Raw genomic sequence first — 24914 nt, forward strand, 5'->3', positions numbered from 1 at the left:
TCTTGGAGATGTCCAAATGAATATTTTCGCTATCTTGAACCACATGGGTGTGTTCTTTAAAGAAGAGCCAGTTCGCCAATTGCACGCAGCACTTGAAAAAGCCGGTTATGAAGTTGTTTATCCAGTGGATGACAAAGATTTGATCAAGATGATCGAAATGAACCCACGCATTTGTGGTGTGCTGTTTGACTGGGATAAATACTCGCTTGAGCTTTGTGAGCGTATTAGCCAAATCAACGAAAAACTGCCAGTACACGCGTTTGCTAACGAGCAATCAACGCTGGATATTTCGCTGACCGATCTACGCCTAAACGTGCATTTCTTTGAATACGCGTTGGGCATGGCAGATGACATCGCCATCAAGATCAACCAAGCAACACAAGAATACAAAGACGCGATTACACCGCCATTCACCAAAGCGCTGTTTAAATATGTGGAAGAAGGCAAATACACCTTCTGTACTCCAGGTCATATGGGTGGTACTGCTTTCCAGAAAAGCCCAGTCGGCAGTATTTTCTACGATTTCTACGGTCCAAATACTTTCAAAGCGGACGTGTCGATTTCGATGCCAGAGCTAGGCTCACTGCTTGACCATTCAGGTCCACATAAAGAAGCGGAAGAGTACATTGCGCGTACGTTCAACGCAGACGCATCGTACATCGTGACGAACGGTACTTCGACATCAAACAAAATTGTCGGCATGTTCTCAGCGCCTGCGGGCAGCACGGTACTGGTTGACCGTAACTGTCATAAGTCGTTGACTCACTTAATGATGATGACGGACGTGACACCCATTTACTTCCGCCCAACCCGTAACGCTTACGGCATTCTTGGTGGTATTCCACAAAGTGAATTCAGCCGTGAAGTGATCGCAGAAAAAGTGGCTAAAACACCAGGTGCGAGCGCGCCAAGCTACGCGGTGATTACCAACTCAACTTACGATGGTTTGCTGTACAACACACAATTCATCAAAGAGTCTCTCGACTGTAAACACATCCACTTCGACAGTGCGTGGGTGCCTTACACTAACTTCAACCGTATTTACGAAGGCAAATGCGGCATGAGTGGCGAAGCGATGCCAGGCAAAGTGTTCTACGAAACACAGTCCACTCACAAACTGTTGGCAGCGTTCTCTCAAGCGTCAATGATTCATGTAAAAGGTGAGTTTGACCGTGAGTCGTTCAACGAAGCCTTTATGATGCACACTTCCACCTCGCCTCAATATGGCATTGTGGCATCAACAGAAACCGCGGCAGCAATGATGCGTGGCAACACGGGTCGTAAGTTGATGCAAGATTCGATTGACCGTGCGATTCGTTTCCGTAAAGAGATCAAACGCTTAAAAGGTGAAAGTGACGGTTGGTTCTTCGATGTGTGGCAACCAGAGAACATTGAGACAACCGAATGTTGGAAGCTTGACCCTAACCAAGATTGGCACGGCTTCAAGAACATGGACGATGACCACATGTATCTTGACCCAATCAAAATCACCTTGCTCACTCCTGGAATGAGCAAAGATGGTGAGTTGGAAACCAGTGGTATTCCTGCTTCATTGGTGGCCAAGTACCTTGATGAACGTGGCATTGTGGTAGAGAAAACAGGCCCTTACAACCTGTTGTTCTTGTTCTCAATTGGTATCGACAAATCAAAAGCAATGCAATTGCTACGTGGTTTGACTGAGTTCAAACGTGGTTACGATCTAAACCTAACGATTCGCACTATGTTGCCTGCGCTGTACCGTGAAGATCCAGCGTTCTACGAAGGCATGCGTATTCAAGAGCTGGCACAAGGTATTCACGATCTGACTCGTAAGTACCGTCTACCAGAGTTGATGTACAAAGCATTCGATGTGCTACCAGAGATGAAAGTCACACCACACGCGGCTTGGCAACAAGAGCTTCGTGGTCAAACTGAAGAGATCTTGCTGAACGATATGGTGGGCCGCGTGAGTGCCAACATGATTCTTCCTTACCCTCCAGGTGTGCCTCTAGTACTACCAGGTGAAGTGGTGACAGAAAGTTCTCGTCCAGTACTGGATTTCTTGGAAATGTTGTGTGAAATCGGCGCGCATTACCCAGGCTTCGAGACCGACATCCACGGCCTATACCGCCAGAAAGATGGCCGCTACACCGTAAAAGTACTGAAAGACTGATTTACCTGAAATCAGGCCAATGATTTAACGCAACGTGACTACCCCAATAGACGCGTGACCCAAAAGAGAGCCAAACAAACGGCTCTCTTTTTTTGTCTCCAACCGTTAGCGTTCGCTTTTCTCTTAAGCCCCGGCCTAGAGGTTTGTCTGTCGATGTCTATGCACTTAAGAACTGTATGGTGCCGCGCTGGGTGTTCTTCGCGTTGAAGAGCGCTTTGTCGGCTTTGGAAATGAACTGTTCAAGATCTTGGCACTGCTCGCTGAGCGAAGGGTAAAACTGAACGCCAATGGTCACGGTGAGAACATTGGCCACTTGTGATTGTGGATTGGGAATCGCTAACCGAGCAACCGCCGATTGCAGTTCGTTCGCTTTCTGTTCACATGCTTGCTTTGAGATATCTTGAATAAAAATCAGGAACTCATCGCCGCCATAACGAAAGCCGATACCTTGCTCGCCACTCCACTGCTTGAGCGTCATGGCAACCATTCTCAACGCTTTGTCACCGGTTAAATGGCCAAAGGTATCATTGAGATCTTTAAAGCAATCAATATCGACCATAAACAGCGCGGCACTGTGGCCAGATTGGGCAGCCTTGGAGAGCGCATGGGGGAGATGAATCTCTAGCGCGTAACGATTGAAGAGTTGGGTAAGATGGTCAAGGCAGGAAAGTCGTTCCAACTCCAGTTGTTGAGACTCTAATCGCCGCAGCGCCATTTTGTATTCAGTGATGTTACGCACGGTCCAAAGCACTTTTTTCTCGCCCATTAGAGGAATGACGAATGCGCTGAAAAATTGCAACTCAGTAGGGCCGTCGACTCCTTCAAAGCAACCAAGATCTTTAGGATGCAGCTCATACTCCAACTCTTGAGGTCTTTGCGTTTGGATGACCTGTTGAATCACATCGGAAAACCATATGGCTTTTTCTCGCGGTAACACTTGGTATTGATTCAAACCGATAAGGTTGGCTGGGTCATGGTGTCGCTTACTATCGGTACCGCCCCATGCTTCGATATAGTAACCCTCGGCATCAATCAAAAAAGTAGGTTCAGGTAGCGCTTCAAAAATGTGATGTACAACCGATGGGTTGTTGGCGATAACTCGAGAAAAAATAGATTGTTCTACCATGCAGACGACTCCTACCATTTGATTAACATATAGCTCAATAGTGAATATTTAGGGTAGGTGGGAGTGCATTTCTTTGTCTTACTTTTGCTACAAGTGACGAGAATCGCTTGATAGGCAGGGGCAATACATAAAATTGCCGATTCCTATTTAGTAAAAACAAGAAATTAGACGACACTTAAAGAAAGGGCAAAATGACACCGCAAAGGAGCACGCGATGAATTCACTCAAAGTAAAAGATTACATGACCCTACAAGCCGTCACCTTCACCGTTGACATGTCTTTAAGTGCTGCATTGAACAAAGTCATGAAAAGCGTGGTCATGGGTGGTCCGGTGATCAATGAAAAAGAAGAAGTGATAGGTTTCCTTTCAGAGCAAGACTTGCTGGATAAACTGGTGAAAGCCAGTTATCACTGCCAAGATTCGTACACCGTTGGTGAGTGCATGCACAATGATGTGTTATCGGTTTCATCTGACATGTCGATCATCGAACTGGCCGACATGATGAAAGTTGGCAAACCGAAGATGTATCCGGTGGTCGACAACAAAAAATTGGTAGGGGTGATCACTCGTCGCGACGTGTTAAAAGCGATTGGTCAAAGTCTCGATGATTGCTTCAAGCATCCGGTTTAACCTTCATCTTAACCTTCCTCCTGACGCTGAGCCCTCTAACGAGGGCTTACTTTTATAGCCGATTCCTTGCGGAGTGAAATAACGCTTGACCTTGGAGCTGACTCTAAGGTTTATGCTTACGCTGTACTCACCAATAAGGAAAATGTTATGTGCTCAAAACATACTGCTTGTCAGTCAAATAAAATCATGACCAAACCGGCTGCTGTATCGTGCTGCAGCCCGAGTTTAGCGGCTAGCAAAATGACCGCGATTTCATCGGTATCAGACAGTTGCTGCAGCTCAGATGCGTGCCCAAGCTCGGAGCCGAATGAAGAGAGTGAACGGCGAGAGGCGACCTTAACTCAAAGCGCGTCGGAGCGACAAAGCTGGCTCATCTCTGGTATGGATTGCCCGTCTTGTGCTCAAAAATTAGAAAAAGCCGTCTTGGGTGTGGCCGGAGTTCAACAGGCGAAAGTGTTGTTTGCTACCGAGAAGCTAGTGGTGGATTTCGCCTCTGCATCATTGTTGACAGAGATTGAACAAGTCGCGGCCAAAACAGGCTTTCCAATCACGCTTGTTGGCTCATCGGCAGCGAAAGCAACTGCGGCGCCGAAACCTCAAGGTTGGCTCGGTTTTGTTTACGCCAACTGGCACATTTTAGCCATTGCCTTATCTATGGCTATCGCTGCTCTATTGGCGACGGTTTCCGAGCCATTAAGTAATGGTCTATTTGTTCTAACCTGTTTAGCGGGTTTATACCCAGTGGCGAAAAAAGCCGTGCGCCTTGCGCGCAGCGGAACCCCTTTCGCCATTGAGACGCTAATGAGCGTTGCGGCCATTGGTGCGCTTTATCTTGGTGAAAGCGTGGAAGCGGCCATGGTTTTATTGCTGTTTTTAATTGGTGAGAAATTGGAAGCGTACGCCGCCTCAAGAGCAAGAAGTGGCGTTCAAGCGTTGATGGCCTTAGTGCCGGAAAACAGCATTAAAATTGTCGATGGTCAACGAGTGGAAGTGGCGGCAAGTGAGTTGATGCTAGGCGATGTGGTTGAAATTGCGCCCGGTTCTCGCTTGCCTGCGGACGGCTTACTCCTTACCCCAACGGCCAGTTTTGATGAAAGTGCGTTGACGGGAGAATCGGTACCCGCAGAGCATACCTCTGGCGCGAAGCTGATGGCGGGCGTGGTGGCAGTGGATAAAGTCGTTCGTATCGAAGTTACCTCAAAACAAGGTGAAAATGCGATCGATCGTATTTTGCATCTCATCGAAGAAGCGGAGTCGCGCAAAGCACCACTAGAGCGTTTCTTAGACAAATTCAGCCGCTGGTACACACCATTAATGATGTTGGTGTCGCTGGCCGTGATCGTCGTACCGCCAATGTTTTTCGCTCAGCCTTGGGAAACGTGGGTGTATCGCGGTTTGGCTTTGCTACTGATTGCTTGTCCTTGTGCTTTGGTGATCTCAACGCCGGCGGCAATTACTTCTGGTCTTGCTGCGGCAGCCAAACGTGGCGCCTTGATCAAAGGTGGCGCGGCGTTAGAACAGCTTGGTAAAGTCGAAGCGGTTGCCTTTGATAAAACCGGCACACTCACACAAGGCAAACCGCAAGTGACAGATGTGGTGTCGTTCCTCCATGACGATGAAACCTTGTTGAGTTTGAGCGCTGCGGTGGAAGTGGGCTCTAGTCACCCTTTAGCGATCGCGCTGATTAATCACACCGAGAGTTTGGGTTACACCATTCCTGAAGCCACAGACAAAATGGCTCAAGTCGGGGCGGGCGTTTCCGGTTTCGTTGATGGCAAAAGTGTCGAGCTGGTGGCCCCTTCGCGAGCCCAGTTTCCTCTCTCCTTGCAATTAGAAAGAGAATTTGTCCGCTTAGAAGGGCAAGGGAAAACCGTGGTGATTGTGCGTCATGATAGTGAAGCCATTGGGCTCATCGCATGGCAAGATACATTGCGCAAAGACGCAGCTCAAGCGGTGGTTGCGCTAGGTAAACTGGGTGTTTCTGCGGTGATGTTGACAGGTGATAACCCTCGCAGTGCGCAAGCCATCGCTCAGCAGATTGGCATTGATTACCAAGCGAGCTTATTGCCAGCAGACAAAGTGCACTATGTGGAGCAGTTTGCCGCAGGCAAAACCGTTGCCATGGTCGGAGATGGCATCAACGATGCGCCAGCCATGAAAGCGGCGAGTATTGGTATCGCCATGGGCGGAGGAACCGATGTCGCCCTTGAAACGGCGGATGCTGCGCTTACGCATAATCGCTTGGTTGAGTTGCCAAGCATGATAGAGCTCTCACGCGCAACCATGAGCATCATCCGTCAAAATGTCGCGTTGTCATTGGGTCTAAAAGGGGTGTTTCTTATCACCAGTTTGCTAGGCATCACCGGGCTATGGGTGGCGGTATTAGCGGACAGTGGCGCAACGGCATTGGTCACACTAAATGCACTGCGATTGTTAAGATTCCGTTCCTCAAATGAATAATAGACAGTGTGAATCTATAGAGCCCGCATTTATGATGCGGGCTTTTTGTTGGCATTTCTTATGCAATTTGGCTGAAAATTGCAGACAAAGTGTGATGCAAACCGGTTTTTCTAGGTAATAAGTTTTTGTTACATTCTTTCATTGTGACAACGATCACTCCAAGTTATGAGGAGGTTGAGTAAAGTGCATTTTTAGACCCCTACAAATTTATCTGAGCTTATTTTCAAGTAAGCCGCAATAAGGAGTGACTTATGTCTCAAGCTGTTTTCCACTTAGGTGTTACTGAAGCAGATCTTAACGGTGCAACGCTAGCGATCATCCCAGGCGATCCTGCGCGTGTACAAAAAATTGCTGAAGAAATGGAAAACCCAGTATTTCTAGCTAGCCATCGTGAGTACACCTTGTACCGTGCAGAGCTAGATGGCAAACCAGTGGTTGTTTGTTCAACGGGTATCGGCGGTCCTTCTACTTCTATTGCGGTTGAAGAGTTGGCTCAATTGGGTGTGCGTACTTTCCTACGTGTTGGTACAACGGGTGCGATCCAGCCGCATGTTAACGTGGGTGACATGATCGTAACGACAGGTTCTGTTCGTCTTGATGGTGCGAGCTTGCACTTTGCGCCAATGGAGTTCCCAGCAGTGGCTGACTTTGACGTGGCAACGGCAATGAAAGCGGCTGCGCAAGAGAGTGGCGCAACGGTTCACACCGGTGTTACTGCGTCAAGTGATACCTTCTACCCAGGTCAAGAGCGTTACGACACCTTTACTGGTCGCGTAGTGAGCCGTTTCCAAGGTTCGATGAAAGAGTGGCAGGAAATGGGCGTACTGAACTTTGAAATGGAATCAGCGACGTTGTTGACCATGTGTGCAAGCTCTGGCCTACGCGCAGGTTGTGTTGCGGGTGTTATCATCAACCGTACACAAAAAGAGATCCCAGATCACGCAACGCTAAAAGAGACAGAAGCTCGCTCTATCAAAGTGGTTGTTGAGTCTGCACGTAAAATGCTGTAATCGCATTACGCTGATTGAATAAAGAAACCCCGAGGCAATGGCTTCGGGGTTTTTGTTTGTCGGTTGAAAAGCAAGTGGGCCGTTGAGCCTCTTTCAAGTAAAACGGGAATTAGATCCCGTCGCTACCACCTGCTTGTGCAAACCAATCTGTGAGATGCTTTTTCAAATCTTTCAATTCATCTGGGCCGATCAGCGCTAAGCCAAGATCCTCTGCACGGGTAATATCGTTGTGACGCAGTGGACGGAAGCTCACCAACATGGCTCTTGCCTGTAGGCCACCGAGTAGATCACGCAGTGATTCAAGCTTATAAAGTGTATCGTCACCGTCGTCACGCATGCCCTTCGTCTTACATTCGATGATGTGTAGTTTATTGTTAACCACAGAGGCGACATCAAGCTCATTACGCACTTCACGCTCGCCAAGTTGACGATAGACCTGAACATTGAGCGAGTGGTCTTGAATGGTGGGCATATCATCTTGGATCTGTTTGACGGTGCTGTGAACCAGTGTCTCTAACCATTCACCATTAGAGAAACGACGAGCGTCTTCATTGGCAAAGGTAAGAATGCCGTTTTCGTAAGTGGCGATCTGCGCTTCCACTAAATCTGCTAGCAGCATATTCAGCTCGCGATAGCCTTGCTGCTTTTCAGATAACTCTACATCCAGCTTTTGCTCTTTGCGGCATGTCGTCGCGAGATAGTTTAAAGTCGCCAAACCAGGGCCTAATTCCAAAGCGTGACTCGCCCAGCGTTCGCCCAACTCATGCAGTTTTTGGTCAAGTTGAGGAGGAAGCTCGACTTCATTAAACTCGCCGCGAGCGCCGAAAATCGTGAGGTAATCTGCCACAGTGATGCGGTCTTCCACCTGACTATCTTCACGGCCATCAGGGTAGAGCCAGCAAAGCTTGTCGCTGTTTGGTTCAACAACGAAAATAGGCCAGTGGTAGGTACGAAACACTTCGTAAACTGAAAGCAAGCGATGACGAAGGCCACAACTGGCGTTCAGTTTGACATCTTCCCCACGGCTTTTGAGATCTTCAGCTAAGGTCTGAATAGATTGTTTGATCAAACGAGTATCGACAACAGAGGGGATGACAAACAGTTCGGAAGTGATATCACGCTGGGCAAGCACAGAATGAAGTCTTTGATACATATCGCGTTGTGACTCATCACCGATAAACACGATATGAGTGCTGACGGTACGCAGATCGAGGAGAGGGGTCACCAGTCTGACAGGGTCCTGATCAATGATACCAACGTGTACAGCCATAACTTTTCCTTCTCAGTACGGCTTGCAAAAAGAGGATGTGAAAGAGAGTGCAAGCGCTTGATCTTCATATGTAGACAAGGCGCATAAAAAACAAGGGCAACTTTGTGAAAAGTTGCCCTTATCCGATGACTTTATAGGTTTATTGACCGTTTTCTGTTGAACCTTACAACTTGAAACGGTGAACAAGCTCCGTTTGCTGGCTTGCTAAGCTAGACAAGTTTTCGCTGGTGGCCGCGATTTCCGCCATCGCATGGTAACTGCGATCGGCGATGTTATTGATGTCTTCCAAGCTACGTGCAATAGAGGTCGATGTTTCGCTCTGTTCTGCGGCCGCTTGTGAAATGTGCGTACTCATTTGGCTGATTTCGATGATCAACGCCTGAATTTCTTCCATCGCGCCGTTGGCTTTCGAGGCTTGTTCAACCGACATCTCCATATCACTCATACAACTTTGAATCACATGACTTGCCGACTGCGAGCTGGACTGCAGATTGCTGATCATTGATTCAATTTCAGTGGTTGATTGGGTGGTCTTCGATGCGAGTACTCGAACTTCGTCGGCAACCACCGCAAAGCCACGGCCTTGCTCGCCCGCACGCGCTGCTTCAATCGCCGCGTTGAGGGCAAGGAGATTGGTTTGTTCTGCAATGTTGCGAATCACATCGAGAATCGAGCCAATTTGACCGCTCATGCGTTGTAACTCAGAAACTGCGCTGACCGATTCGTTTAGGCGAGTCTCCAATTGATTGATGGTGGAGATGTTGCTGCTCATGATGGTACGGCCAGATTCAGACGCCGATTCCACTTTTTGCACCATTTCCAACGAACCTTGCGCGCTCTGGGCCACTTCTTGAACGGAGTGACTCATTTCGGTCATTGCCGTGGCAACGCTAGCGGTTTGCTCGCGTTGAGCATTCAGTTGGTTTTGCGCGTTGCTCGAGGTGCGTTCATTGTTTGCTGCGGTGTCGGTCAGATTTTCCGCCGCATCATTCAGTCTCACCAAAATGTCGTGCAGGCTATCTGCCAGCGTATTGATGTGGCCACTCACTCGGCTGAACTCGTTGTTGTAACGAATTTCGATACGCTGCGTCATATCACCGTTGGCAAGCCCTTCCAAGGTGGAAAGAATACGTGTTAACGGCTCACGAACGCTGTGGGCAATGTGATAGCCCACAGCGGCGGCAAAAATGGTCACCGCAATACCAATCACAATCGCTTTTAGCAAGCCTTGGTCGTACACTTCACCCGCTTCAACCAAAGAGGTGTTGAGGTTGTCGGTTGCTGTTGTAGTGAAGGTTTCCAACAGACGCATCGCAGAGTCAACTTTGACCGCTAGGTTGGCGATGTTGTCATACAAAGCCGCTTTGGCTTCAAGGTAGCTGGCGTGTTGATCCAACACCCCACCTTTTTGACCTACGTCCTGAGTGAACTGCTCGACAGATGCATTGAACACATCTTTCAGTGATGGCAGTTGGGTCGTGAGGCCTCGATAAGCGTAATTAAGGTGAGTGACCGCTTTCTTGTTCTTGTTCACTGCTTTCTTAACGAAATCAAGATCAGAACTGGCCAGTGCATCCGAGGTGATCACTTCAGCATCTTTCAACTTAATGAAATAGCTTTTTGCCATCACTTTGACAGAAATGCTGGATTGGTCATCGACGTACTCTTTCATACCAACCGTCAGTTCGGTGTGAAGTTTTTGGAAGCGACGTGACGATTTTTGCACTTCTGCTTGTGCAGCAAACATCGCTTCATAGTTGTTCATTGCTTCATTGGCTTCAGCAAAGTAGCTGTTTTCAATTTCTCTGAGTTGAGCTAAAGGCTCTGCGAGTGCAGGGTAGGCCTTGCTCGCGTTTTCCAGTGCGTTGAGCGTTTGATTAAACTCAGTCTGCGATTTACCAAATTCGCTGCGCATCTGCGTCATGCGATCTTGGTTCTGCGTGGTGAGAAAATCTTTAAAAGATTTATCCGCAGATAACAACTCAACACTGGTTTGGTTGGATAACGAAACCAAAGGCAGTGAATTTTTCGAAACGGTTTCGAAGTTGGAATGAATTTGATTCATGCCATTGGTCATAATGGTGACTGTAACGGCAAACAAGACGATTATCAGCGCGAAGCCGGCATACATCCTTTTAATGACTGAGCCTTGCATACTTTTAGCCCTCTCCCACATGTAACAAAAGAAAAAAGAAACGGAACCCGTCTCAAAAAACTAACAAAATTGTCATCATTGTATTGAGATTGAGATGAGCATTTTGTGGCGAGGGCTGCAAAAAAGACTTTATAGCAGGATGTTCTGTTGATAATGTTACGTGAACACTGTTTTTTATTGAGATGCACACAACGTTGGCGCATACTTATCCGGTTAAACAGCGACGTTATGGAGTACACATGGCCGAAGAAACTATCTTTAGCAAAATCATTCGCAAGGAAATTCCTGCTCAGATCCTTTTCCAAGATGATCTTGTCACCGCATTTCGTGACATCAACCCACGAGCACCGAAGCACATCCTAATTATTCCAAATAAACTCATTCCGACAGTGAATGATGTTGAGGCGGATGATGAAGCGATGATGGGCCGCATGTTCACTGTCGCAAAACAGTTGGCCAAAGAAGAGGGCATCGCGGAAGAAGGCTACCGTCTCATCGTGAACTGTAATGCGCATGGTGGCCAAGAGGTTTATCACATCCATATGCATTTAGTGGGTGGTAAGCCACTGGGTCCAATGTTATTGGGCTAAATGTCAAACAACGGCCAGTGATTATCTGGCCGCTTTATTTTCGATGCATTCTCTTGGAGTTACATGTGAAGCAATACCGGAAATTAGTCGGAGTATTTGCCGCGACCCTGATCATGTCGGGATGCGCCAATATGTCCGCCGGTAACCTTTTCAGCCACTATAGTGAACAAAACCGCTCCGTCTATCAGGCGGTAAAAAGCGGCGATTACGCGCAAGCGCAAGAATTGCAAAGTGAGGGTGTTGCTGGCGACATTCTCGACAATATGGAAAAAGGACGCATTGCGTTCTTATCGGCAGATTACCCTGAAAGTAAGAAAGCGCTAGAAGCAAGCGACGTGGCGGTGAGAAAGTGGCAAGATTTGGCCAAAGTGTCTTTATCGCAAACGGCAACTAGTGTGGGCTCGCTGGCGGTCAACGATAATCTCAACAACTACACACCGGCAGATTACGAACTGGGCTTTCTCCATTTGTATCTCGGTTTGAACTACCTTCAGCAGAACAGCTTGGAGGGTGCATTGGTTGAAATGCGTCGCGCTAATCAAGTCCAGGAAGCCGCGCGTAAAGCACGTGAAGACGATCTCCAGTCTGCTGAGCGCGATATGCAAAAAAATGGCATGTCGACCAACTTGGGCAGCGTGTTGGCGAATTACCCTGATGCAGGGAAAACCTTGCAATCGGTGCAAAATGGCTATCTGTTTTTCCTCTCGGGTCTTTTGTATGAAGCCTCAAAAGATCTCAATGGTGCTTATGTTGATTACCGCAGAGCGTTAGCGGTGAGTCCCAATAACCCCGCGGTGATTGAAAGAACCATGCTGGTGGCGAAAAAGCTGGGCATGCGTGAAGATTTGGCCAAATTAGAAAAACGCTACGGTAAGCAAAACGACACCTTTGCAGGTGAACAAGGCCGCGTGATTGTTATTGAAGAGCAAGGGGTTGTTGAAGCGCTCCAAGGCTGGCGAATAGATTTACCTGTCTATGACAGTCGAGGCATTGGCGCACTGTATTCTCTCGCGCTGCCTTATTACCCAAGCCAAAATTATCAGCGCTTTTCCCCATTGCGTTTGAATCAACAGAAACTGGAAAGCCAGTTGTTGGCAGATGTCGATCAGATGGCGAAGTACGATTTAAGTGAGCGTTTGCCTTCGATGGTGATTCGCCAGGCATTGCGCGTGGTGGCCAAAGATCAACTGCGTAAAGAAGCCGCTAAAGGCGATGATGTCGGCAATCTGTTGTTTAACGTTTGGAACGCGTTAACAGAGCAACCGGATACTCGTAGCTGGCAAACCTTACCAGCAAGAGTCAATGTAATGAGTGAAGTTGTCTCATCGGGTGAGCAAACATTGACATCCGGTGACAAAGATTACCAGTTCATGGTCGCAGACAAACAGACGACTTTGGTCTGGATTTCCCGTCAGGGAACTCACCAAACCATATGGCACAAACAATTAGGGAGGCTGTAATGAGAGCTTGGATTATTTCGGCACTGGTTTTGCTTGGCTTAGCAGGCTGTGCAGAGAATACGGCGGGAATGCGAGTCGATGGTGAAACGCAACACGTCTTTTTCCACGACAATGTACTGGGTGGTAGACTATTGGTCGATGACATCGCCACGACGCAAGTGGATGATCGCGCCCGTGCGGTTGTGCGTCTAACCAGCAATTTTAAAGGTGATCAGAACATCCTTTATCGCTTTGCTTGGTACGATGACAATGGTCTAGAGGTGAACACCAAGCCAGGCCCTTGGCGTCAAGCCATTGTGCGTGGTTTTGAATCTATTACCCTTTCGGAAGTAACGGTGAATCCGAATGGCACTCAATATCGCTTGCAAATCCGTGCAGCAAATGAATAAAAATGTGAGGACTAAAAATGAATAAAGGTGTTGTCGCCTTACTAGGCTTAGCTGTTTTACTGGGTGGTTGTTCTAACCGAGTTTCTTATGGTGATGCGCAAGCTACTGAAACCACCACCATCGACTTTGGTTCGACGGACTTACAAACCATCGCAGGTCAAATGGTGGATAGCATGATGATGTCTGGCTCTGTGGCAGCGATTACGCGCGACAGTCGCCCAATTGTGTTTGTTGAACGCATTAAAAACAAAACCAGTGAGCATATTGATACGGAATCCATCACTGACACCATTTCAACCAAAATGCTTAACTCAGGTAAGTTCCGTTTTGTCGACATGGATCGTGTAGAAGCGGTACGTGAACAACTGAACTTCCAAAACAATGATGAGCTTGTGAACCAATCTACCGCGATTCAGTTTGGTAAAATGGTCGGCGCTCAATACATGTTATACGGTAATTTGTCGAGCATCGTGAAAAACGACGGCAGCGACAAAGACGTGTACTACAAAATGACCATGCGCTTAATGGATCTGGAAACCGGTTTAATTGAGTGGGCGGATGAAACTGAAATCCGTAAGCAGCAGTCTAAGAGCTTGTTAGGACTATAAACAATGTGAGGTCACCTATGGCATGGTTTTCTTGGCAACAGGCAAAACAACTGGATCCGAGTTTAAACGCGGTAGGTGACTTTTTTGTACCAGCACCCATGCAGGTACAAACGGTGACTGGCGGTTTAACCAACCGATGTTGGAAAATCAACGATCACGCAGGCAAATCTTACGTTTGGAGGCCGGCAAGCAAAGTTTGTCAGGCCTTTTCTATCTCTCGCTACAGTGAATACCAAATACTCAATGCCATTGCCGATTTAAAGCTCGGCCCAAAGCCTGTGCTGGTCAATGAGCATGGCGTCTTAGTGGAATGGCTAGAAGGTGAGACGATGCGTGATGGGGTTGCGCCCGACACCTTACTTAAAACCGCGATCAAAATTCATCAGTTTGATGCTCACACCCTACCTTTGGCGCCGTTTAGTTATACCGCTCGAGTAGATCACTATTGGATGCAATTAGAAGGGAAGTATCTGGGCAGCGAATACGAGAACCTCTACCAACAGTGGCGCAGCGCTCCATCTGTCACCCCACTGCCTGTTGCCCTTTGTCATTTCGATTTAGGTGGATACAACATGGTGAAAGGGCCGGACGGGGTAAAAGTGATCGATTGGGAATATGCGGCATTGGCGGATCCTCGCTTAGATTTAACTCTGACGATTCAGCTCTCCGGTGAAGATTGGTTTGAAATGGTCTGCCGTTACTGCCAACTTCGCGAGATTGACGAGGTTGAGGTGTGGATTGAGGGGGTTAAAGCATGGCAACCAAGAACGACTATGATGGCCATGTTGTGGTATCTACTTGCACACAAAATCTGGGGTGATGATGAATATTTGCTCACTGCCAAAAAAATGCTTCACTCATTATGCCATGAGGATCACTGTTTGCACGGTTGAGACAAGTTCGCACTTTAAACCCTTGTAATTCGTGGTAGATTGAAAGCATTAATCAAGTCACTCCAAGATGCACTGTTTGCGCTGCGTGTTATCGCCCGTTGCCCACACTGTGTTGCTGTTTGCGAAGGTATCTTGAAGTCACTTGGGATAAGTACCAAGAATAGTTAGGGAGAGGTACACATGATTATCTACCTTCACGGTTTCGACTCAACAAGCCCAGGTAACCACGAAAAAGTATTGCAACTGCAGTTTATCGATCCAGACGTGCGTTTCATTAACTACAGCACGCTTCATCCGAAACACGATATGCAGCACTTGTTAAAAGAAGTGCATAAAGCGATTGAACAATCAAATGATCCTGAACCGATTATTTGTGGCGTTGGTCTCGGCGGTTTTTGGTCCGAGCGCATCGGTTTTCTTTGCGGTATCAAGCAAGTCATTTTTAACCCGAATCTTCATCCAGAAAACAACATGGCAGGCCGCATTGACCGTCCGGAAGAGTATGAAGATATTGCAACCAAATGTGTCGAACAGTTTCGTATGAAGAACAAAGGTCGCTGTTTAGTGATCTTGTCACGTGATGATGAAATCCACGACAACAGCAAAACAGCACAAGCGCTGGAGAATTACTACGAAGTGGTGTGGGATGATAAAGAAACCCATAAATTCAAAAAGATATCTCAGCACTTGCAGAAGATGAAAGCATTTAAAGAAAGCAACTGAGCGCTTTTATCAACTCATTTGAACCTCTAAATCCGACACACCAAGCACCTAGCGATAGGTGCTTTTTCTTTATCTGCTAAATGGGCTACAAAAGCGCCGTGCGATGTCGATGCTTTGTTTTGAGGTGAGAGTAGTAGAAAACATCACCATTCCGTATGGGCAGTAAGGATTTTTGTTGCGGTTGTGATTTCGCGCTATATAATGAACCACTATAAAATAATTTGATAAATATCAAAAAAAATTGAGAGCGAGTAAAAAAACTTGCCCAATTCGTATTGTCGAGGCGATCTCCAATACGCTTTTATCCAAACGTTAAATGCCCTTTGATAACCCTGAACAGAACGTTCACAAGCACAAGATTTCTCTGTAGGACGCGTTACCGGTGATAACACCGAATGACCTGTCGTGCAGGACCCTTTTTATTATTTTGTAGAGGATTATCACTGTGACACGAATTATCGTTGTTGGTGGCGGTGCTGGTGGCCTAGAGTTGGCAACCAAATTAGGTCGCACATTAGGTCGTAAAAGACGTGCTCAAATCACCCTAGTGGATCGCAAGGCGAGCCATTTATGGAAGCCATTGCTGCATGAAGTGGCGACAGGCTCTCTTGATGAAGGGGTTGATGCGCTAAGCTACCGTGCTCATGCCAAAAACCACTGTTTCGATTTCCAAATGGGCAGCCTAGAGAACATCGACCGTGAACGTAAGGTTGTGATTCTAAGTGAATTAAAAGACGAGCACGGCGAGCTATTGATGCCAAGCCGTGAGCTCGAATACGATCTATTGGTTCTCGCGATTGGCTCAACATCAAATGACTTCAACACCCCAGGTGTACGTGAGCACTGTATCTTCCTTGATAGCCCAGAGCAGGCGCACCGTTTCCGTCATGAAATGAACAATCAGTTCCTTAAACTGCACGCGAAAAATGGTCACGGCACTGTCGATATTGCCATTGTTGGCGCAGGCGCTACCGGCGTTGAGCTTTCTGCGGAATTGCACAATGCCATTAAAGAGCTGCGTACTTACGGTTTTGGCGATCTCGATTCAAGTAAACTGAATGTCAATCTTGTCGAAGCGGGCGAACGAATTCTTCCTGCATTGCCACCGCGCATTTCCTCCGCTGCACACAGTGAATTGGTGAAGCTAGGGGTGAATGTGCGTACCGCAACCATGGTGACAAAGGCTGAAGCGGATGGATTGACCACTAAAGATGGAGAGAAGATCCCTGCACAAATCATGGTTTGGGCTGCAGGTATCAAAGCGCCTGATTTCATGAAAGACATTGCGGGCTTGGAAACCAACCGCATTAACCAGCTTGTAGTGAAAAATACGCTGCAAACCACGCGCGATGACGATATTTTCGTGATCGGTGATTTGGCTCAGTGTACTCAAGCGGATGGCAAGTTTGTGCCGCCACGCGCGCAAGCGGCGCACCAAATGGCGAGCCATGCCTTTAGTAACATCATCGCAAAACTCAATGGCCGTGAGCTCAAAGATTACGTGTATAAAGATCATGGTTCATTGGTTTCACTCAGCCGCTTCTCTACCGTGGGTAGCTTAATGGGCAACTTGACCAAAGGCTCAATGATGGTGGAAGGCCGTATCGCGCGCGTTGTGTATATTTCGCTGTACCGCATGCATCAAATGGCGCTGCACGGTATTTTCAAAACGGGTTTGATGATGCTGGTTGGCCGAATCAACCGTGTACTACGTCCAAACTTGAAACTTCACTAATTGAAATACGAAGTAACGAACTGACCAAAAAGGAGCGAACGAGCTCCTTTTTTAATGGCTGATATTTTCCCGTTCGTGTCGGCGTTAATGCATATCTTGGGGAATCAATGAATAGACCACACCATCTTGTGGTTTGTCGTGAAAAACAAAGCGATTACGGGCGATGGTCTCTTGTTTTGCATGACAAGATTCAATCAGTTTCTGGCTAGCTTGGTTATCAAGCGCGCACACAATTTCCAATCGGGTTAGTTTGAGTTTGGCAAAGCAAAACTCCGCCAGTGCCCACATGGCTTCTTTGGCTAGCCCTTGGCGCTGATGAACATCAGCGATCCAATAGCCGAGACTGGCCATGTTGAAGGTATGGTAAAGCTCATTGATGGCCACCATGCCAACCAGCTCGTCACTGCCTTTGAGAAATATGCCAAACCCATACGCATCGGCTTTTACCCAGTTCAAACGTGTCATGAGAAGAAAGCTTTGCGCTTCTTTTTCGCTGTAATTCGGGTGACACCAATCGATCCATTGATGGAGAGAGGTTGAACGACGAATTAACCTCGCCAACTCACTCGCACGCTCTGCTTCGATTAAACGTAAGGTCACTCGTTGGGTTACGATATGGAAATCGGGACTCATGGCAATTCCGTTATAAGCATTTGAGTAAAGTATAAATGATGACTTTGTGAATTGGTTGAGAAAAACAAAGCCCCCGACACAGTCGAGGGCTTATGACCAAAGGGCGGTAGAGGTTATTCTACACGACGAACTTGAATCACCATTCCAAGCAGTGGATGGTCAAGGTAGTGAGTTTCACCGCTACGCATACGACGTTTTTGATCCATTCGATAGCTCTTTAAGAACTGCTCAACCGTCACCGTTGGAGTTACTTCGGTTAAGTTGCCTAGTTGGACGTTGCCATCAACTTGGCCTAACTGTTCGGCATTTTCTTCAAGCGGTGTGGCCTCTAGCGTAACTTCACGCACGCTTGGCTCTTTAAGATCCAACGCGGTTTCGATGAAAAGATAATGCTGAACATAAACCTGTAGCGTGCCGTCTAACTCGTAAAGAGGGTTGTCGATGCTCACTTCTGTAATGCCATCTAACGGTGCTTGCACAGCGGCCTGTTTCTCAGAACCGTCTGGGTTGTACTCTTTTGAGTAGTCTTTCCCTGCGCGAATACGGAAGATCGGCGCTGAACCTTTTCCTCGGTCACCTTGACGCCACGCTTTGTGCAGCAGCACTTGGAAGCCGGCATGCTTCTCTAGTGCTTCTTTCTGCGATAACAGTTGGTAGCTAGAGTAAGGCAGCATAGAAACCCCTTTGCTCTGGCGGAACTGGGCATCCTGAAAATCGCCGGCATAAGTCATGGTGATCTCTGGCAATTGATTTGGCCAGGACTCATTAGTTTGCTCTGCATCTACGGCGCGTTTAAAGATGATCACTTCAACATCAAATTGTCTCTGTGCCCAAGAAGGCATTGAAACACAGAGTAGTAACAGAGGAATGAGAAATCTCATGGAATAACTAGCTCACTGGTAATAAATTCTGGTTAAACTCATTCAGCAAATCTTGGATAAACTGAACACGTTGGCGTCTGTCCGTCAATGTTACGCTAAACTTAAACTTAGTTGGACCTTCCATTGCAAATTTTTTCGGCTGAGATTGCAGTAGTCTAACCAAATACGCTGGGTTTATGTCAGCGTGTGGATAAAACTCGATAAATCCACCTTTGTCGTGAGCCTCGATCTTCTTCGCCTTGATTCGGTGGGCACTCAGTTTGAGCTCTGCGATGGCAAGAAGATTTTTCGCCGCTTCTGGCAGTAAGCCGAATCGGTCGATGAGCTCGACTTTGACTTCGTTTAGCTCTTCTAAATCGGCCACACTGGCCACTCGCTTGTACATCGACAAGCGTGTGTTGACGTCTGGAATATAATCGTCTGGCAGCAAGGCTGGGATACGAATTTCCACCTCAGTTTGCTCGCGAAGTAGATCATCCAGCGCGGGTTCTTTGCCTTCTTTCAATGCTTGCACGGCTTGCTCAAGCATCTCCATATACAGCGTAAAGCCAATCGATTGAATTTGACCACTTTGCTCGTCACCTAGCAACTCACCTGCACCGCGAATTTCTAAATCGTGCGTGGCGAGAGTGAAACCAGCCCCCAGATCTTCCAAAGAAGCGATGGCATCCAGGCGTTTAATGGCATCTTTGGTCATGGATTTCGGGTGCGGCGTGAGCAAGTACGCGTACGCTTGGTGGTGCGAGCGACCCACACGCCCACGGAGCTGGTGTAACTGAGCAAGCCCGAGATTGTCTGCGCGATCCATGATGATGGTGTTGGCGGTTGGCACATCAATGCCCGTCTCGATGATGGTGGTACAGACCAATAAGTTAAAGCGCTGATGGTAGAAATCGTTCATCACACGTTCCAACTCGCGTTCTCTCATTTGACCGTGAGCGATGGTGACGCGTGCTTCTGGCACAAGTTTAGTCAGGTCTTCTGCGACTTTCTCAATGGTTTCGACTTGGTTGTGTAAGAAGTACACTTGTCCACCACGCATGATTTCACGCAGAATCGCTTCGCGGACCACCGCATCGTCATTTTCGCGAACAAATGTTTTGATGGCTAAACGGCGAGCGGGTGGGGTGGCAATGATCGACAAATCGCGCATGCCACTCATCGCCATGTTGAGCGTACGTGGAATTGGGGTGGCCGTGAGAGTGAGAATGTCGACATCGGCTCTCATTGCTTTCACTTTCTCTTTTTGGCGCACACCAAAGCGATGCTCTTCATCGACGATCAACAATCCAAGATCACTGAACTTTAGATCAGAAGAGAGCAGTTTGTGTGTGCCCACTAAGATATCGACCTTGCCGTTAGCCACATCTTCCATGATCTGCTTTTGCTCTTTTGCCGACTTAAAGCGCGAAAGCACTTCGACGCGAATTGGCAGGTTGGCAAAACGGTCACGGAAGTTTTCGAAATGCTGTTGAGCAAGCAAGGTGGTCGGGACCAAAACCGCCACTTGTTTGTCGTTATCGGTCGCAACAAACGCCGCGCGCATGGCGACTTCGGTTTTACCAAAACCTACATCACCACACACTAAGCGGTCCATGGCTTTGGCTTGACACATGTCAGACAGCACCGCGTTAATGGCCATCGATTGGTCATCAGTCTCTTCAAATGGGAAACCCGATTTGAAGGTCGCGTATTGGCCACGATCCAAAACAAATTTGTAACCCGGTTTGAGTTCACGTTTGGCATAAACGTCCAAAAGCTCAGCGGCAACGTCTCGCACTTTCTCAGCGGCTTTGCGACGCGCTCTGGTCCAAGCATCGCTCCCCAGTTTGTGAATCGGCGCACTCTCTTCTGCGCCGCCAGAGTATCGACTGATTAAGTTAAGGGAAGCGACGGGCACGTAGAGCTTAGCTTCGTTTTGGTACTCGAGCATCACGTATTCAGCTTTGATGCCGCCCGCTTCAAGCGTTTCCAAACCAATGTAACGGCCAATACCGTGATCGATGTGTACCACTGGTTGTCCAGGTTTGAGCTCTGCGAGATGCCGAATCACGGTATCGCTGTTGACGTTTCGCTTGTCTTTTTTGCGACGTTGGATAACGCGATCGCCAAGCAAATCGCTTTCACAAACAAAGGCGAAGTTCAGCGTGTTGTGAATAAAACCGTGCTCACTGGCGCCAATAACCAAAGTGAATTTATGGTTATGTGCAAGGGCTTCACAGAGTGAGGCACAAGCGTGTGGCTTGAGCTTAACGCCTTGTAGCAACTCACTGAGCGCTTCACGACGGCCTTCCGATTCAACGGAAAAGATGATTTTGCCTGAGAAACTTTCACTAAACTGACGCAACTGAGCTAATGGCTCTTTATTTTGCTGTTGCACCGCGAGCGTCGGCAGTGGACTCAATGGCTGGTTGGAACGCCCGGATTTTTCATCGATGGCATCAATGCACAGCCAGGTTTGGCCAAAATTTTTCAGATGCGCATACAGTTCATCTTTTTTAAGCCAAAGTTGCTCTGGTTTAAGCAGTGGGCGCAGCGGGTCGACTTTTTTCTGATCGTAGCGGTAATCCACATCTTTTAGGAAATGATCGATGGTGGGTTCAATATCCCCCAATACCAGCAGTTGCGAGTCTCGATTGATGTAGTCAAACAGCGTTTCTGTTTGTTCAAAGAAAAGGGGCTGCCAGTATTCAATCCCCGCAGGCCAGACGCCTTTGCTCACCTGCATATAAACCGATTCTGGCTCGCGACGGGCATCAAATTGGCTGCGCCAACGGATACGAAACTCTTCTATGGACGCCTCGGTGGTTGGGAACTCGTGAGCAGGCAGTAGGCGGATCTGTTGGATCTCTTCAATTGAACGTTGATTCTCAGGGTCGAACGTGCGAATGGTGTCGATTTCGTCATCAAAGAAATCGATACGGTAGGGGGCACGACTGCCCATCGGAAAGAGATCGAGAATCGAACCGCGGCTAGCGTATTCTCCGGGCCCAAACACTTGGTCAACGTGGCGGTAGCCAGAATTATCCAACTGCAAACGCAATTTTTCGAGCGAGTAACGATCACCAACATTGACCATCAAGGTATGTTGCAGCAGAAAATCGCGTGGAGATTGACGTTGTAGCAGCGTGCTTACTGGCACAATGGTAATGCCGTCGGTCTGAGAGGGAAGCTGATAGAGCGTGGCGATACGATCGGAAATGATCTCTTGATGAGGAGAGAAGTTATCGTATGGCAGCGTTTCCCAATCGGGGAAAATCGTCACGTGAGCGGTGTAAAACTGCTCTATCTCGCTTTGCAACTTCAGCGCGGTTTGAGGGTCTGGAACAATGAGAACCGTTTGGTTGGCATGGGCATTTGCCAGTTCAGCCACAGAAAGGGCCAGTGAGGCGCCAGGCAGTTGGCCTAAGTGTTTTTTGTCTCCCGCCCCTTTGGGCGTGGAGACTTGTAAAATCGGTTGATAAGTCATAATCGAATGTTATTTGGTGTCTCTTTCTAGCGAACGTTGACGCAATAGACGTTGTTGTTGGTGTAAGGCCGCTTTGATTAATAGATCTTGGTCTGAATCGCGAAGCAATATGTATTTCATGGTCACTTCATATTGTTGATCTTTGGCTTCGCAACTGGCGACTTGCGCGTAGCAATAAATAGCCGCAGCGGGGCTTTCTAAGAACAGTTTCACGCGAGTGGAGCGGCCAATCGCCATGGTGTCGTTGGACAAAAAGGAAACCTGACTGGCACCAAAACGGGTGGTTTTGAAACGAAGGTTTTCTTGGTCTTGCTGCGATAGCATAAAGCTCAATAGCAGATTGAGTTTCGAATTTTGCGCATCCAGCAGGTTGATGACGTTTTTGAGATCGCTATTTTTCAGTTCAAGTCGTGCGCTTTCGGCTAATTGATCTAATTGGCTAAATTCACTCGCCACAATAAAAGGGGCGGGAATTTCCGCTTCAAAGGCCTCTAGGGAAGGCAGCAAATCGTGTTCAGGTAACAGCTCAACGTTGATCGTCAGCGTTGAATTTACGGTAAAAAACTCTTGTTCTGTCATGCTGTTATTCCCTTTTTGCCGATGGGATTCTAAATAAGAATCTACAAGCTGTTGATTATCGCCAACTGGCGACGCTTGGCAAGCGATGTTATTTCGCACACCGTGATTTTCGCAAATTCGTTTTTTAAACCGAGAGCCCTATACGTTCTGTAACACGTAAATGGGCAAATTTGCTGTTAAATCTCAGACATATGAAATATTTTAGCTATATTCGTGCCAGTTTTCTGGTTACATTAGCCCGCTGAACTTATTGACGGTTTTTAGAATGTTTCATCCTGTCTCTATATTTATTGGATTGAGATACCTGCGCGGACGCTCCGGTGACAGGTTTAGCCGATTTGTCTCCTATATGTCGACAGCTGGCATCACGGTTGGCGTGATGTCATTGGTCACGGTGTTATCGGTGATGAACGGCTTTGAGGCGCAACTGAAAGAGCGCATTTTGGGTGTGTTGCCGCAAGCGGTGGTGTCGATGGATGGTGGAAAAACGCCACACACCACGCCGCCTGAGTTTGTGCGTGCCTTGTCTCCTCACTATCAACCCACACCTTTGGTGCGCAGTGAAGCGGTGATTCAAAGCCCTTCACAACTTTCTGTGGGTTACTTGATCGGTATTGAGCCTTCGGCAGACGATCCGATTGAAAACCACCTCATTGCTGGCCGCTTAAGCCAGTTGGAAGCAGGCAAGTATCAAGTATTTCTCGGCCACTCTTTAGCACGATCATTAAATGTCTCAATGGGCGACAAAGTCCGTTTGATGGTGACCAGTGCTAGCCAGTTTACGCCATTAGGCCGTATCCCAAGCCAACGAAATTTTACCGTTGCAGGGATGTTCAATACCGGTTCGGATATCGATGGCCAGTTGATGGTGACGCACATTGAAGACGCGGGGCGTTTATTGCGTCTTCCGTCAAATACCATTTCTGGCTGGCGACTCTATTTTGATGATCCCTTCCAAGTGACCGAGGCGGCCAATACGCCACTGCCTGACGGTTGGCAATGGAGTGATTGGCGTGCGCAACGTGGAGAGCTTTTCCAAGCGGTAAAAATGGAAAAGAACATGATGGGCTTGATGCTTGGACTCATTGTTGCCGTGGCGGCTTTTAATATCATTTCAGCGCTGATCATGGTGGTGATGGAGAAACAATCTGAAGTCGCGATCTTAAAAACTCAGGGTATGAACAGCTTTGGCATTATGGCCATCTTTATGGTGCAAGGTGCCAGCAGCGGTATTATTGGCTCGCTCTTCGGTGGAGCCGCTGGCGTGCTTTTATCGCAAAATCTCAATACTATTCTCGAAACCGCAGGGGTTGCTTTGTTCACCTTTGGTGGTAGCTTGCCTGTGCTGATTCAACCATTTCAAATTGTTGCTGTGGTTGTGTTGGCCGTTTTATTGAGCCTGTTGGCGACGCTTTACCCTTCTTACCGCGCATCTTCTGTTAAACCTGCTGAGGCCCTCAGATATGAATAAGCTTTTACAATGTCATCAAGTTAGCAAAATCTATCGAGAAGGGGAGTTTGAAACGGAAGTCCTCAAAGGGGTTGATTTCGAGCTAGAGCAAGGCGAGTTGGTAGCGATTGTCGGTACATCGGGTTCAGGCAAAAGTACTCTGCTGCATATTTTAGGTGCGCTTGATGATGCCACTCAAGGTGAGGTTGCGTTTCTCGATTATCAGCTGTCTGCGTTAAGCGGTAATAAGCAAGCTCAAGTGCGCAATCAGCATCTCGGTTTTATCTATCAATTTCATCATCTACTGGCGGATTTTACCGCTGTGGAAAACGTGGCAATGCCGCTACTGATTGGTGGGGAAAGTCCGAAGCAAGCGAAGTTAGCCGCCGAGGCATTGTTGGAAAAAGTGGGTTTGCAACATCGTATGCATCATCGTCCGTCAGAGTTGTCAGGTGGCGAACGTCAACGTGTCGCAATTGCGCGGGCATTGGTCAATAAGCCAGCATTGGTGCTGGCGGATGAGCCTACGGGCAATTTGGACCACAAAACCGCGTTGCAGATTTACGATTTGATGCGCGAGCTCAATCGCGAATCCGGCACGGCGTTTTTAGTGGTGACACACGATAACGAGCTCGCGGCAAAAATGGATAGAATCCTTTACATGCAAGATGGCGTTTTATCGTCAAACAATCAGTAGGAG

Annotated in this window: 20 protein-coding genes; 13 read left to right on the plus strand and 7 right to left on the minus strand. The window is 47.8% G+C overall.

The window, feature by feature from the left end; genetic code table 11:
- Nucleotides 1–16: 16 nt before the first annotated feature.
- Nucleotides 17–2152, plus strand: coding sequence for a lysine decarboxylase CadA (locus AOT11_RS11765; protein WP_011079948.1), 2136 nt, complete (start codon nt 17–19; stop codon nt 2150–2152).
- A gap of 157 nt (nt 2153–2309) precedes the next feature.
- Here AOT11_RS11765 and AOT11_RS11770 read toward each other — a convergent pair whose 3' ends face one another.
- Complete coding sequence (locus AOT11_RS11770) at nt 2310–3296, minus strand: sensor domain-containing diguanylate cyclase (RefSeq protein WP_017422039.1); 987 nt, start codon at nt 3294–3296, stop codon at nt 2310–2312.
- 196 nt (nt 3297–3492) lie between these two features.
- On the opposite strand from AOT11_RS11770, the gene AOT11_RS11775 reads away from it, so the two are divergent.
- From AOT11_RS11775 to udp, 3 genes are all read left to right on the plus strand, one after another.
- The gene (locus AOT11_RS11775) at nt 3493–3909 is read left to right on the plus strand and encodes a CBS domain-containing protein (protein WP_017422038.1); all 417 of its coding nucleotides are present in this window, start codon (nt 3493–3495) and stop codon (nt 3907–3909) included.
- A gap of 147 nt (nt 3910–4056) precedes the next feature.
- Nucleotides 4057–6369, plus strand: coding sequence for a zinc/cadmium/mercury/lead-transporting ATPase (locus AOT11_RS11780; RefSeq protein ID WP_017422037.1), 2313 nt, complete (start codon nt 4057–4059; stop codon nt 6367–6369).
- Nucleotides 6370–6620: 251 nt separating this feature from the next.
- The gene (gene udp, locus AOT11_RS11785) at nt 6621–7379 is read left to right on the plus strand and encodes a uridine phosphorylase (protein WP_017422036.1); all 759 of its coding nucleotides are present in this window, start codon (nt 6621–6623) and stop codon (nt 7377–7379) included.
- A gap of 109 nt (nt 7380–7488) precedes the next feature.
- On the opposite strand, the gene AOT11_RS11790 is transcribed toward udp, so the two are convergent.
- A complete protein-coding gene (locus AOT11_RS11790) occupies nt 7489–8649 on the minus strand; it encodes a DUF1887 family protein (RefSeq protein ID WP_017422035.1) in 1161 nt (386 codons plus the stop codon).
- Between the two features lie 163 nt (nt 8650–8812).
- A complete protein-coding gene (locus tag AOT11_RS11795) occupies nt 8813–10804 on the minus strand; it encodes a methyl-accepting chemotaxis protein (protein WP_026050608.1) in 1992 nt (663 codons plus the stop codon).
- 239 nt (nt 10805–11043) lie between these two features.
- Between AOT11_RS11795 and hinT the strand changes: the two genes are divergently transcribed.
- From hinT to AOT11_RS11830, 7 genes are all read left to right on the plus strand, one after another.
- Nucleotides 11044–11394, plus strand: a complete 351-nt coding sequence (hinT, locus tag AOT11_RS11800) for a purine nucleoside phosphoramidase (protein WP_011079955.1) — start codon at nt 11044–11046, stop codon at nt 11392–11394.
- 65 nt (nt 11395–11459) lie between these two features.
- A complete protein-coding gene (locus AOT11_RS11805; RefSeq protein ID WP_026060814.1) occupies nt 11460–12854 on the plus strand; it encodes a COG3014 family protein in 1395 nt (464 codons plus the stop codon).
- Entirely contained in the window at nt 12854–13243 is a 390-nt protein-coding gene (locus AOT11_RS11810) for a YcfL family putative periplasmic lipoprotein (RefSeq protein WP_011079957.1), read from the plus strand. Before AOT11_RS11805 ends, AOT11_RS11810 begins: the two co-directional genes overlap by 1 nt.
- 17 nt (nt 13244–13260) lie before the next feature.
- On the plus strand, nt 13261–13851 hold the full coding sequence (gene lpoB / locus AOT11_RS11815; RefSeq protein WP_011079958.1) for a penicillin-binding protein activator LpoB: 591 nt from the start codon (nt 13261–13263) through the stop codon (nt 13849–13851).
- A gap of 17 nt (nt 13852–13868) precedes the next feature.
- On the plus strand, nt 13869–14744 hold the full coding sequence (gene thiK, locus AOT11_RS11820) for a thiamine kinase (protein ID WP_026050609.1): 876 nt from the start codon (nt 13869–13871) through the stop codon (nt 14742–14744).
- 180 nt (nt 14745–14924) lie between these two features.
- Nucleotides 14925–15467 carry an alpha/beta hydrolase YcfP gene (gene ycfP, locus AOT11_RS11825; protein ID WP_017422031.1) on the plus strand — a complete coding sequence of 181 codons (543 nt, stop codon included), beginning with the start codon at nt 14925–14927 and terminating at the stop codon, nt 15465–15467.
- A 445-nt stretch (nt 15468–15912) separates the two neighbouring features.
- Nucleotides 15913–17202: an NAD(P)/FAD-dependent oxidoreductase gene (locus AOT11_RS11830; RefSeq protein ID WP_011150843.1), complete on the plus strand. Its 1290-nt coding sequence runs from the start codon at nt 15913–15915 to the stop codon at nt 17200–17202.
- 84 nt (nt 17203–17286) lie between these two features.
- Here AOT11_RS11830 and AOT11_RS11835 read toward each other — a convergent pair whose 3' ends face one another.
- The 4 genes from AOT11_RS11835 to AOT11_RS11850 form a co-directional block, all read right to left on the minus strand.
- Entirely contained in the window at nt 17287–17835 is a 549-nt protein-coding gene (locus AOT11_RS11835; RefSeq protein ID WP_017422030.1) for a GNAT family N-acetyltransferase, read from the minus strand.
- A gap of 113 nt (nt 17836–17948) precedes the next feature.
- Nucleotides 17949–18716, minus strand: coding sequence for a peptidoglycan binding protein CsiV (locus tag AOT11_RS11840; protein ID WP_017422029.1), 768 nt, complete (start codon nt 18714–18716; stop codon nt 17949–17951).
- A gap of 7 nt (nt 18717–18723) precedes the next feature.
- Nucleotides 18724–22185 carry a transcription-repair coupling factor gene (gene mfd / locus AOT11_RS11845; protein ID WP_017422028.1) on the minus strand — a complete coding sequence of 1154 codons (3462 nt, stop codon included), beginning with the start codon at nt 22183–22185 and terminating at the stop codon, nt 18724–18726.
- Nucleotides 22186–22194: 9 nt separating this feature from the next.
- Nucleotides 22195–22764 carry a hypothetical protein gene (locus AOT11_RS11850; RefSeq protein WP_026050610.1) on the minus strand — a complete coding sequence of 190 codons (570 nt, stop codon included), beginning with the start codon at nt 22762–22764 and terminating at the stop codon, nt 22195–22197.
- 265 nt (nt 22765–23029) lie between these two features.
- Here AOT11_RS11850 and lolC point away from each other — a divergent pair, with 265 nt between their 5' ends.
- Together lolC and lolD are read left to right on the plus strand one after the other, a co-directional pair.
- Nucleotides 23030–24235 carry a lipoprotein-releasing ABC transporter permease subunit LolC gene (gene lolC, locus AOT11_RS11855; RefSeq protein WP_017422026.1) on the plus strand — a complete coding sequence of 402 codons (1206 nt, stop codon included), beginning with the start codon at nt 23030–23032 and terminating at the stop codon, nt 24233–24235.
- Nucleotides 24228–24911 carry a lipoprotein-releasing ABC transporter ATP-binding protein LolD gene (gene lolD, locus AOT11_RS11860; RefSeq protein WP_017422025.1) on the plus strand — a complete coding sequence of 228 codons (684 nt, stop codon included), beginning with the start codon at nt 24228–24230 and terminating at the stop codon, nt 24909–24911. The genes lolC and lolD overlap by 8 nt, the downstream gene beginning before the upstream one ends.
- Nucleotides 24912–24914 lie beyond the last annotated feature (3 nt).

It is taken from the genome of Vibrio vulnificus NBRC 15645 = ATCC 27562 (assembly GCF_002224265.1).
Lineage (GTDB): Bacteria > Pseudomonadota > Gammaproteobacteria > Enterobacterales > Vibrionaceae > Vibrio > Vibrio vulnificus.

What these genes read in the sequence shown, in the direction of transcription:
- AOT11_RS11770 (WP_017422039.1), bottom strand. Translation starts at nt 3,296, where the DNA reads ATGGTAGGAGTCGTCTGCATGGTAGAACAATCTATTTTTTCTCGAGTT.
- AOT11_RS11835 (WP_017422030.1), bottom strand. Translation starts at nt 17,835, where the DNA reads ATGAGTCCCGATTTCCATATCGTAACCCAACGAGTGACCTTACGTTTA.
- mfd (WP_017422028.1), bottom strand. Translation starts at nt 22,185, where the DNA reads ATGACTTATCAACCGATTTTACAAGTCTCCACGCCCAAAGGGGCGGGA.
- lpoB (WP_011079958.1), top strand. Translation starts at nt 13,261, where the DNA reads ATGAATAAAGGTGTTGTCGCCTTACTAGGCTTAGCTGTTTTACTGGGT.
- AOT11_RS11840 (WP_017422029.1), bottom strand. Translation starts at nt 18,716, where the DNA reads ATGAGATTTCTCATTCCTCTGTTACTACTCTGTGTTTCAATGCCTTCT.
- AOT11_RS11850 (WP_026050610.1), bottom strand. Translation starts at nt 22,764, where the DNA reads ATGACAGAACAAGAGTTTTTTACCGTAAATTCAACGCTGACGATCAAC.
- AOT11_RS11765 (WP_011079948.1), top strand. Translation starts at nt 17, where the DNA reads ATGAATATTTTCGCTATCTTGAACCACATGGGTGTGTTCTTTAAAGAA.
- ycfP (WP_017422031.1), top strand. Translation starts at nt 14,925, where the DNA reads ATGATTATCTACCTTCACGGTTTCGACTCAACAAGCCCAGGTAACCAC.
- AOT11_RS11775 (WP_017422038.1), top strand. Translation starts at nt 3,493, where the DNA reads ATGAATTCACTCAAAGTAAAAGATTACATGACCCTACAAGCCGTCACC.
- lolC (WP_017422026.1), top strand. Translation starts at nt 23,030, where the DNA reads ATGTTTCATCCTGTCTCTATATTTATTGGATTGAGATACCTGCGCGGA.
- AOT11_RS11810 (WP_011079957.1), top strand. Translation starts at nt 12,854, where the DNA reads ATGAGAGCTTGGATTATTTCGGCACTGGTTTTGCTTGGCTTAGCAGGC.
- udp (WP_017422036.1), top strand. Translation starts at nt 6,621, where the DNA reads ATGTCTCAAGCTGTTTTCCACTTAGGTGTTACTGAAGCAGATCTTAAC.
- AOT11_RS11780 (WP_017422037.1), top strand. Translation starts at nt 4,057, where the DNA reads ATGTGCTCAAAACATACTGCTTGTCAGTCAAATAAAATCATGACCAAA.
- hinT (WP_011079955.1), top strand. Translation starts at nt 11,044, where the DNA reads ATGGCCGAAGAAACTATCTTTAGCAAAATCATTCGCAAGGAAATTCCT.
- lolD (WP_017422025.1), top strand. Translation starts at nt 24,228, where the DNA reads ATGAATAAGCTTTTACAATGTCATCAAGTTAGCAAAATCTATCGAGAA.
- AOT11_RS11795 (WP_026050608.1), bottom strand. Translation starts at nt 10,804, where the DNA reads ATGCAAGGCTCAGTCATTAAAAGGATGTATGCCGGCTTCGCGCTGATA.
- AOT11_RS11790 (WP_017422035.1), bottom strand. Translation starts at nt 8,649, where the DNA reads ATGGCTGTACACGTTGGTATCATTGATCAGGACCCTGTCAGACTGGTG.
- thiK (WP_026050609.1), top strand. Translation starts at nt 13,869, where the DNA reads ATGGCATGGTTTTCTTGGCAACAGGCAAAACAACTGGATCCGAGTTTA.